At 48.0% G+C, this 9,584-nt stretch carries 8 protein-coding genes; 3 read left to right on the top strand and 5 right to left on the bottom strand.

Going from position 1 to position 9,584, the window contains the following annotated elements; all coding sequences use genetic code 11:
- Nucleotides 1-161: 161 nt before the first annotated feature.
- Nucleotides 162-2,675 carry an IPT/TIG domain-containing protein gene (locus tag Q0R17_RS05955; protein ID WP_293932969.1) on the top strand — a complete coding sequence of 838 codons (2,514 nt, stop codon included), beginning with the start codon at nt 162-164 and terminating at the stop codon, nt 2,673-2,675.
- Between the two features lie 98 nt (nt 2,676-2,773).
- On the opposite strand, the gene Q0R17_RS05950 is transcribed toward Q0R17_RS05955, so the two are convergent.
- From Q0R17_RS05950 to Q0R17_RS05930, 5 genes are all read right to left on the bottom strand, one after another.
- The gene (locus Q0R17_RS05950) at nt 2,774-3,466 is read right to left on the bottom strand and encodes a hypothetical protein (protein ID WP_293932967.1); all 693 of its coding nucleotides are present in this window, start codon (nt 3,464-3,466) and stop codon (nt 2,774-2,776) included.
- Between the two features lie 64 nt (nt 3,467-3,530).
- Nucleotides 3,531-4,940, bottom strand: a complete 1,410-nt coding sequence (locus Q0R17_RS05945; RefSeq protein ID WP_293932966.1) for an alkaline phosphatase — start codon at nt 4,938-4,940, stop codon at nt 3,531-3,533.
- A gap of 30 nt (nt 4,941-4,970) precedes the next feature.
- Entirely contained in the window at nt 4,971-6,428 is a 1,458-nt protein-coding gene (locus Q0R17_RS05940; protein ID WP_293932965.1) for an alkaline phosphatase, read from the bottom strand.
- Nucleotides 6,429-6,694: 266 nt separating this feature from the next.
- Nucleotides 6,695-7,174: a peptidylprolyl isomerase gene (locus Q0R17_RS05935; RefSeq protein ID WP_293932964.1), complete on the bottom strand. Its 480-nt coding sequence runs from the start codon at nt 7,172-7,174 to the stop codon at nt 6,695-6,697.
- Nucleotides 7,175-7,178: 4 nt separating this feature from the next.
- Nucleotides 7,179-7,646, bottom strand: a complete 468-nt coding sequence (locus tag Q0R17_RS05930) for a peroxiredoxin (RefSeq protein ID WP_293932963.1) — start codon at nt 7,644-7,646, stop codon at nt 7,179-7,181.
- A gap of 51 nt (nt 7,647-7,697) precedes the next feature.
- Here Q0R17_RS05930 and Q0R17_RS05925 point away from each other — a divergent pair, with 51 nt between their 5' ends.
- Both Q0R17_RS05925 and Q0R17_RS05920 read left to right on the top strand, forming a co-directional pair.
- A complete protein-coding gene (locus Q0R17_RS05925; RefSeq protein WP_293932961.1) occupies nt 7,698-8,807 on the top strand; it encodes a cupin domain-containing protein in 1,110 nt (369 codons plus the stop codon).
- Entirely contained in the window at nt 8,785-9,276 is a 492-nt protein-coding gene (locus tag Q0R17_RS05920) for a hypothetical protein (protein ID WP_293932960.1), read from the top strand. Before Q0R17_RS05925 ends, Q0R17_RS05920 begins: the two co-directional genes overlap by 23 nt.
- Nucleotides 9,277-9,584 lie beyond the last annotated feature (308 nt).

The following is a 9,584-nucleotide window of genomic DNA, read 5'->3' as shown; positions in this document are numbered from 1 at the left end:
TGATCCAGCGCGTCGGCCAGTCCTGTCGCAGTTGCTTTGCCGCAAGTTGCAATGAGGAAGTCGGTATAAAGTTCAAGTTCTTTAAGTTTCATGTTGTAAGGTTAACGGATTCGGGCTTTGGGTGCGTAACATCAGTTATTTCAGACCAGCAAATAGAAGTCATGCTTAATGATGCAGCACAATCGGGCGAGCTAGAGCTGCGCAAAGAAAACAGCAGTGTGCAGGCTCGGCAAAGAGTCATCATTGCCGAGCCACGCGTGCTTGAGTTATCCGGCACGGAGCTAAACACAGGTGAAACACTGATTTTGCGTGGCCGTCAGCTAAACCAGCTGAAAAGCGTACGCTTAGGCGGGGTGATGCTGCCGGGGATTAAACAGTCTGCTACTGAATACTATGTCAGCATTCCGGACACGGCGCGTTCAGGCTATCTGACTTTAGAAGATAAACGAGGCCGACAACAGACTCTGCCGCAAGTTATGCAGATCTGGCGGCCAGTGGCCCAGCCCGAGCTGCGCCCTGCCTTTGGCTTTGCAGGGCAAACCATTAGCATCACCGGCCAAGGCATTGATCAAGTTGAGCAGCTTTTATTTACTCCTAACCAGCGCGCCACCATCAAAAGCCGCTCAGAAAACCGCCTTGAAGTAGAGATTCCTGAAAAAGCCCTCAGCGGCCCACTGACCTTTGCATGGGACAAAAACACACTAACTAGCCAAGTGCGTTTTGAAATTGCCACACAAATCAGCGCAACGGGCATGTCCCCACTGAGTGGACCTGCCAATACCTTACTCACCATTAGCGGCAACGGGCTGGATGCGGTTAGCAGCGCTAGCATTGGTGGAATCAATGCACAGCTAATCAGCAAAACAGCCAGCAGCATTACGCTGCTAACGCCTGCAAACGGCGAAGGCGAGGTGGTTTTAAAAGGCAGCATGCAGCAGTTGGTTTCCGCCGGATACTTCAGATTAGTCAAACCCGTCGCGCCGCCTGTTGCCCCTCCGGGCACAACGCCAACCACTCCCCCGGTAACTCCACCAACCGCGCCTAAAGCCACGATTGAGCTAGAAAGCATTGCTCTGGTACAAAATTACTCGCAGCTCGCTGGTGCACAATATCAGCGCTTGGTGCAAGGCAAGCCTGCCATCGTACGGGCAAATATATCCAGTAGAAGCAGTAAGCTAGCCAGCCCACGAGTATGGCTAAGCGCCACGATCAATGGCGTACCACAAGGCCAAGCCATCGCTATGACTGGGCCTGCCACCGTACCGGCCTCTGTATCACAAGCAAAGCTAGAGCAAAGCTTTAATGCCCGCCTGCCAGAGCAATGGATTAAGCCAGGCTTAAGCCTGCGGATTGAGGCAGATCCAGAGCTACAAGTCAGCAGTGGCGCGAGCAAAACCATCACCCCTGTAGTAGGCAAACCAAGCAATATGGATTTGGTGGTTGTGCCACTGCAACTGGACGACGATGGCCGCGGTGCGGCTATCCGAGCACAAGCCCCTGCGACTGCCGCTGTGCGTCAAATGCTTAGCCGGGTTTTCCCGCTGGCCGACAGCACAGTCAACGTAACCATCCGTGGCGCTTATCGAGTGAGCTCTATCCAGTCAACACAGAGTATGAAATACATTGATAACACCCGCACTGGATCGGCGGGCTGGAGTAGTGTGCTGGCCGAGTTAGAGCAATTACGGGTTAAAGAAGGCAATGCCCGCCATTACTACGGCCTAGTGCCAGACCCAGACTTTAGCGGCGGCACTGCAGGGCTGGGCTATGTGAATGCAAAAAACACATCCTATTCTGCCCACTCCGCTATTGGCCTTGATGCTCGCCACGATGACGACCTCAGTACCATGGGGCACGAGCTGGGCCATAATCTGAGCCGAAGCCATGCACCATGCGGCGGAGTAAGCTCATATGACATTAACTTCCCCTACGCGGGCGGTAAAATCGGCAATACGCTACCTTATGATCCGCAGACCAATACCTTGCTGACGCTAGATGAAGATAATAACGGCGATCTAATGGGTTATTGCGGCGGGAAATGGTTCTCTGATTATAACTACAGCAAAATTCAGGATTATCTGGAACAGCGTAATTATGATCAGCCTAAGCTTGCGGGCTTCTCCATGCCGATGAGCCTGATGGATATTTCTGGGCGTATTTCGGCTGGCGGCGCAAGCATTAATCCAGTTTCACTGCGTAGCGGTACAGCCACCGAAGCCTCCAAAGGCGAGTATGAATTGCATATTGTTTCTGCCAGCGGCAAAACCATTATCCAGCCCTTTAGCCCCGTAGAAGTGGCGGATATGCCTCAAGCCGAGCAGCATTTCTTTGTAAGCATCCCTAAAGTTAATTCAATTATTGCAATTGAAGTCTGGCGTAAGGGCAAGCAGCTAGGCAGCAGCAAGCTGCAAAGTAGTGCGGGGGTAGGAGCAGGCACGGCCAATGGCGCACAACTGCAATGGCAAGAAAGCGCCGGAAAACTGCAAATCAGGTGGAATGCAGGGCAATACCCACACCTAAGCGTGCTATTCAGCGGCAAAACACGCCAAGTGCTGGCCAACCAAGCGCAGGGCGGCCTGCTTACGGTAGACACCAAAGTACTTCCAGCAGGTGGGCAGTTTGAAATATCGCTCTCTGACGGGCTAAATCCGCGGTTGATGTATATCAAACGCTAGTAGTAAGGTATCAAAAGCACACAGGCGCTCTGCTCTTACATTGACAGAACAGTGCGCCTGTACTTGCGACGAATGCATATTACTGCGCTGCAGCCGCCTTAATCCAGCAAATCCATATAGTCTCTTTGCCTAAAACCGGCCGTACTGATCCAAGGCATTTCTTTGGGCATGGGCTTGGCCTCTATCGTAACGCGGCTCCAGCTTCCACCATTTTCATGGCCCGTTTCTATCACTTTAGGCAGCTGCAATTTTTCTGACCACAGCACCATGGTGTACATCCCATTTTTACGGTTTTCCAGCCAAACTTCACCCGCTGATGCAGGTGTGCTGCGTTTTTTCATTTGCTTAAGCTGCTGACGATCAATCATATAGACCGCATTATCCCAACTGCCATCAAAACCAATCTCCCTGAAATCAGTCGTTCCCATGGCAATAATTTGCTGCATTTTCATACGAACCAAATTTAACTTCACTTCGCCATTGGCTGTCCGCTCAATAGATTTGGCCGCCAAAGCAAAATTCATATCATGGTTATGCCCTTCATGCCCTTTTGCGCTGGGCTGCATGCCCTTATTCGCTTCTGCCTGCGCATTCTTTGGCACCAAACGCTCACTCCACACACGGTTGGCCGTACGTAACCATGTTTCTTGAAATTGCGTCGATTTGGTTACGCCTTCAGCGGTCACGACACGAGTTTCATATGTAACCAATGCCGCCATATCAGGCGCCGTAGCAGCCACACTGAAAGAGGTGGAAACCACCATCATCAAAGCAGTAACAAGGTATTTCATTTCACTATTTCCTTACAAAAAAACGGGCCGACAAGAGGTCGGCCCGTTTTATACCGCTATAAAATTAAAAACCAAATGCGTCTTTTACTAGACTGAAAACTTTGGTATTTACCATTGTTCCCTTAAATGTCTTAGAGCCCGCACCCGTAGCAAACAACATCACATCGCCACCACCATGCGTTTCGCCACCATCACCCACGCGAATCCCACCTTCTTGCTGATAATCATCATGCAATACTTGTGATTTATCTGCATCGCCCTCAATCAGCATGGTACGAGTAGGCTTGCGGTTTGAGCTATTACCAAACACCAGTGTGGTGTAGTTATTACCGTCAGCGTCTTTTGCTTCTGTGCCATCACGATAATTTTTAACCGTGCCTAGGATATTGCTGCCGCGCTTGCCATAGCCATTGATGGTTAAAGTGTGATCATGATCTGCCGTTACCACGATCAAGGTATTTTTTAGGCCCGGATCACGTTTTTGCATTTCATCAAGCGCTGTTTTAATCGCATCATCAAAAGCAATCGTATCGTCCATCACACGCTTAGCATTGTTGCCGTGCAGGGCATGATCAATACGGCCACCTTCAACCATCAGGAAAAAACCTTCTGGTTTTTTAGCCAAGACTTCAATCGCCTTGGTGGTCATTTGGCTTAAGCTAGGCTGATCCTTCTTTTGCTTTACACGATCTAGCTCGTAATCCATATGGCTAGAAGTAAACAGGCCTAGCAATTTGGTAGCCTTAGACGCATCTAAAGCCGCCAGCTCAGTACCTGTACCTGCAAAGCTATAGCCATTGGTCTTCATTTCAGCAATCAGATCACGACCATCAGTACGTGCGCCTTTTGCTGTGGTTGGCAGGAAGAACTTGCTACCGCCGCCCATCAACACATCCAGACCTGTACCTAGCTTAGCGTTATAACCTGCACCATTTGGCACTGCTTGCACCGCAATCGCATTTTCTGCATCGCGATGACAAACGTGGGCATAAGTGGTGGCTGGTGTAGCGTGGGTAACGCGGGTCGTTGTGATCGAACCAACCGCCTTACCTTTAGCTTTAGCAATTTCTAAAATGGTATCTACTGCCTTGCCGTTATCGGCAGGGCATACACTGTCAGCCCCTTTCAGATAAGCATTACCGCTTTTATCAACTGCCTGAGTGTCTGGACTCATCGAAATCACTTCGTTGTTCATCTTTACGCCGGTCATATAAGCGGCCATCGATGGAGCGGAGTCAGTGGTCTGAGCGTCGTTAGAGTAAGTCTTGATACGGGCCGTACGGGCTGCGCCGTCCAGCTTCTCCATATTTAAAGCACCTTCTTCTTTGTACTTATAAATACGCGCGGCGGTAACCGTTGCTGGGCCCATGCCATCGCCCAAGAAGAAGATCACGTTTTTGGCTTCGCCCGCCGCTTGTGCACCTTGTGCAAAAGCCAGTAAGCAGGCGCTAGCAATTAAAGATTGTTTCAACATTTGTTTTATTCCTTGATCAACTTAGGCGATTTACAGGCCAACTGCGGAGCGAACCAGCTTAAATACATTGGTGTTATCCATCACACCGTAGAACTGATCGCTGCCCTTGCCGATTGCACCAAGGAACACATTGGTGCCACCGTGAGTTTCACTACCCGCCCCTACCCGAATGGCCGCTTCTTGATGGTAGGTATTCGCAAATACAGCGCCATCATCTAAGGCAGCAAAAGTCTTTCTATCGCCTTGAGCACGATTCTCACCATTACCAAAGCCAATAATGGTGTACGGCATACCATCTGCGTCCAAAGTAGCCTTAGTGCCTACCACATCTTTCACTAGCCCCAATACGCCTGGATTTGTTGCTGTTGATTTACCCGTACGCTTGGCATAGCCGTTCAATACCAAAGTATGGTCATGATCAGCTGTCACCACGATCAGGGTGTTTTTCAACTCTGGATCGGTCTTTTTCACTTCATCAATCGCCGCTTTAATAGCGTCATCAAATGCAACAGTGTCTTGCAAGGCTTTTTTCGCAGTGGTTTCGTGCAGGGCGTGATCGATACGGCCGCCTTCAACCATCAAGAACATCCCTTTTTCGCCTTTTTTCAGACCTTGAATCGCTTTTACGGTCATTTCTGCGAGGCTAGGCTCTTTATTAGCAGCATCTGCAGTGCGATCTAAGTCATAACTCATATGGCTGGACGAGAACAAACCAAACAACTTAGTTTTCGTAGGATCAGCAGCTTTCAACTCATCCTTATTGCTTACATAGGTGTAACCCAGCGTTTTCATCTCAGCCACTAAATCACGTCCATCAGTACGCTTGCCTTTTGCCGAAGTTGGCAAGAAGAACTGGCTACCACCACCCAAGACGATATCGACACCGCCACCCAGTGCAGTATTAAAACCCTTGCCGTTAGGAACCAACTGCGCAGCAATATCATTTTCTGCATCACGATGACAAACGTGTGCATAAGTCGTTGCTGGGGTTGCATGGGTCACGCGAGTTGTTGTAACAACGCCAGTTGCCAAGCCCGCGGCTTTAGCAATTTCAAGCAAAGTAGGAACAGACTTACCATTTGTTGTTGGGCAAAGACTGTCCGTGCCGTTTAGGTAAGCGTTACCCTTAGCATCTACAGCTTGTGTATCTGAGCTCATCGAGATGACTTCATTATTCATCTTTACGCCAGTCATATAGGCGGCCATCGATGGTGCAGAGTCAGTTACTTGCGCGTCGTTGGAGTAAGTTTTGATGAATGCGGTTTCTGGCAGGGTGTCCATGGTTAGGTCACCATCTTCACCGACTGCGTAAATACGCGCAGCGGTCATCGTGGTCATGCCCATACCATCGCCAAGGAAGAAGATCACATTTTTAGGCGTGGTAGCTGTAGATGTAGCCACTGCAGAAGTGCCTACATCAGTATTATTCGTCGTGTTGCATGCAGATAAGGCGCTCGCCACCAGGCCAGCGATTAAAATACGTTTCATTTGTCTCTCCCTAAAGGAAGAGCGCAAGATAGAGCATCTTGTTTACATTTAAGTTACATATAAACGAATGTTTTATGACAATCGCAACTCTGTTTCAATAGCACACGCAAAAATAGAATAATAATCTAATTAAATATCCAATAATCCCAAAAACATAGCGCACACTAAATAATTAACAAGCATGTTTTTTACACCGTAGTGAGCATATCGCCGCAAAAAAAAAGCGAGCCGAAGCTCGCTTTTTCTTAAATCAAACCACCATCATCTTAATGATCGTGGCCGTGCTCGCCATGTACATGGCCGTGTTCTAGTTCTTCTTCACTTGGTTCACGCACTGCAGAAACAGTACCAACAAAGCGAATCACCATACCTGCGAAAGGATGGTTAGCATCTACAACAACGCGGTTACCTTCGATTTCGGTAACGCGGAACAACAATACTTCGCCAGTTTCAGGATCATCGGCTTCAAACATCATGCCGGCTTCAACTTCCATTGGGAATGAAGATTTTTCTTCTTCACGAACTAAATCTGCATCATGCTCACCGAAAGCATCGTCTGGCTGCATCGTTACATCGATGCTATCACCTACGTTTTTGCCTTCAAGTGCTTCTTCTACCAATGGCAAGACATTGTCGTAACCGCCGTGCAGATATTCAATCGGCTCTTCGGTTTTATCAATTTGCTTGCCAGTGGCATCAAACATTTCATAATGTAAAGTTACAACGGTATTTTTTGCAATTTGCATGGGTTCACCCTAGCTGTTTCACGAGTTTAAGAATTTCCGCCGCATGGCCCTTGGGGACAACGTGATAAAACGCATGGCGGATCACGCCGTCCTTATCGATTACAAACGTGGAACGGTCTATGCCGTATCTTACCACGCCATGGGCCTCCCACTCATGTAGAGCGTGATAGAGCCTGCTTACTTCGCCATCTGTATCGGCTAATAAATCAAATTCTATGCCCTGCTCGTCTTGAAATTGCTCATGTGACAAGCAATCATCCATGCTCACCCCTAGGATAACTGTGTCATATTGCCGAAATGCTGCAGTGCGATCACTGAACTCTACCGCCTCGATAATTCCACCTGGCGTGTGATCTTTATTAAAAAAATACAGCACCACATGATGCTGGCCCCGTAAACCTGCCAATTGAACATCATCCATCTGCGCGTCAGACAAGATAAAATCAGGCGCTATATCTCCAACGTTCAGCATGTGTTCTCCATGCGATAATTGTTGTAATCCATTCTGTTATAGAGCAAAACCATGCAACTTTTAGGCGGACTCAGTCCAGAAGAATTTTTACAAGAATACTGGCAAAAAAAACCACTATTAATTCGTAATGCTTGGGATAAGTTCCCAGAGCTAATGGATTACGCCCGCTTAAGCGCGCTGGCGCAGCGTGATGATGTGGAATCTAGAATCATTGAATACAAAAATGAGCGCTGGAAAGCCGAATCAGGCCCGTTTCGCCCAGCCCGCCTAGCGCGCCTACCCGAAACCGATTGGACCATATTAGTTGGCAATGTGAATCACCTTGTGCCGCATATTGCCGAGCTGCTCTATCAGTTTAATTTTCTGCCTTACACCAGACTAGATGACCTAATGATTTCTTACGCTCCACCAGGTGGCAGCGTAGGCCCGCATTATGACTCTTACGATGTATTCTTATTGCAAGTTGGTGGAAAGAAACGCTGGCAAATATCGAGCGATGACGCCAGTGGCTTTATTGAAGATGCCCCCATTCGGGTACTTAAAGACTTTAACCCTGAGCAGGAATGGGTTTTAGAGCATGGCGATATGCTTTATCTGCCGCCCATGTACGCCCACCACGGTGTAGCTATAGAGCCAGGAATGACCTATTCAATCGGCTTTAGAGCACCTAAAACACAAGAGATAGCCGGAAAATTCTTAGAATTTTTGCAAGACGAGCTATGCCTAGATGGAATGTATAGCGATCCTGATCGTCAGCCAACCACCAAGCCAGCAGAAATAGATAACGAGTTTGTGGCTCAAATGGGGGAGATGCTTAAAAAGATCACTTGGAACGATGACACGGTGCGCCGCTTTGTTGGCAGCTACTTCACCGAGCCTAAACCACACGTTTTTTACGATCAGCCCGATGATCCAATAGATATCAAAGACTTTGCCAGCGCCATTGCCAGTGGTGGGATTGCGATCGACACCAAAGCTTTAATGCTCTACGAATCCGATCGCGTGTATGCCAATGGTGAAGCGCTAGAGTTTGTACCAGAAGCCCTACCCTTTTTGCGCCAATTAGCCGATCAGCGCAAATTGCCCGCCGCCGATTACCCAGAAAGCCTGATTACTATCCTTTATGAATGCTACGAATATGGCTACCTGCAGCTTTCCTGAAGCACGTTTATTTGACCGCTACAGCGATTATCGCCTCGCTGTTGCGCAAATAATTGCTGCGGCACAGCACGAATTACTGCTGTGCGAGCACGATTTTTCACATTCTGACCTAGGCAGTAGAGCCATTTATGATGCTTTATGGACATTTTTTACCGCTAATCCCGCTGGTAATTTGCGTTTAATTGCGTTTAATCCCAATTATTTAAGCCAACATTGTCAGTATTTTTTACAATTGACAAACAAATTTAATCACTTAATTAAACTGCAATTAGCACACGAGTCTTGTCACAATTGGCATCAAGGGTTTATTTTGGCAGATCAATCCCATGCAATCAGGCGGCATCATTTTGCTTGGCCACGCGGTGAAATAACTAGCGATGCGGCACATGTTGCGATACTACAACAACAATTTAATGCCATTTGGGAACAATCCAGCCCATGTAGTGAATGGCAGCGCCTTTATCTATAGGTATTTAACATCTCGTTACATGGTGTTGCAGAATTCTTGCCTAATTAGCGGTATTCATAAGGTGTTGGACTGTTCTTTCAAATAAAACGTGATATTATTTGGGCCGTCGGTCGTCACTGAATGATTGCAGTTTTTCAGCATCGATCCACGGTCGATTGCACCAATTTATTTCGTTTGTCCCATTCGTCTCTGTCAAAGGTAAGTTCATAATGAAAAAGTCCCTGCTAGTTGCTGCTCTGATCGCTGTTGCTCTGTCCGCTTGCGGCAAGAAAGAAGAAGCTGCTGTTGAAGCATCTGCTGTTGTTGAA

Source organism: Iodobacter sp. (assembly GCF_025352645.1).
Classification (GTDB): domain Bacteria; phylum Pseudomonadota; class Gammaproteobacteria; order Burkholderiales; family Chitinibacteraceae; genus Iodobacter.
This window is presented reverse-complemented; position numbering and strand designations above follow the sequence as displayed.

Coding starts and splice junctions, on each gene's coding strand:
- Q0R17_RS05955 (WP_293932969.1), top strand. CDS start 162: ATGCTTAATGATGCAGCACAATCGGGCGAGCTAGAGCTGCGCAAAGAA.
- Q0R17_RS05950 (WP_293932967.1), bottom strand. CDS start 3,466: ATGAAATACCTTGTTACTGCTTTGATGATGGTGGTTTCCACCTCTTTC.
- Q0R17_RS05945 (WP_293932966.1), bottom strand. CDS start 4,940: ATGTTGAAACAATCTTTAATTGCTAGCGCCTGCTTACTGGCTTTTGCA.
- Q0R17_RS05940 (WP_293932965.1), bottom strand. CDS start 6,428: ATGAAACGTATTTTAATCGCTGGCCTGGTGGCGAGCGCCTTATCTGCA.
- Q0R17_RS05935 (WP_293932964.1), bottom strand. CDS start 7,174: ATGCAAATTGCAAAAAATACCGTTGTAACTTTACATTATGAAATGTTT.
- Q0R17_RS05930 (WP_293932963.1), bottom strand. CDS start 7,646: ATGCTGAACGTTGGAGATATAGCGCCTGATTTTATCTTGTCTGACGCG.
- Q0R17_RS05925 (WP_293932961.1), top strand. CDS start 7,698: ATGCAACTTTTAGGCGGACTCAGTCCAGAAGAATTTTTACAAGAATAC.
- Q0R17_RS05920 (WP_293932960.1), top strand. CDS start 8,785: ATGGCTACCTGCAGCTTTCCTGAAGCACGTTTATTTGACCGCTACAGC.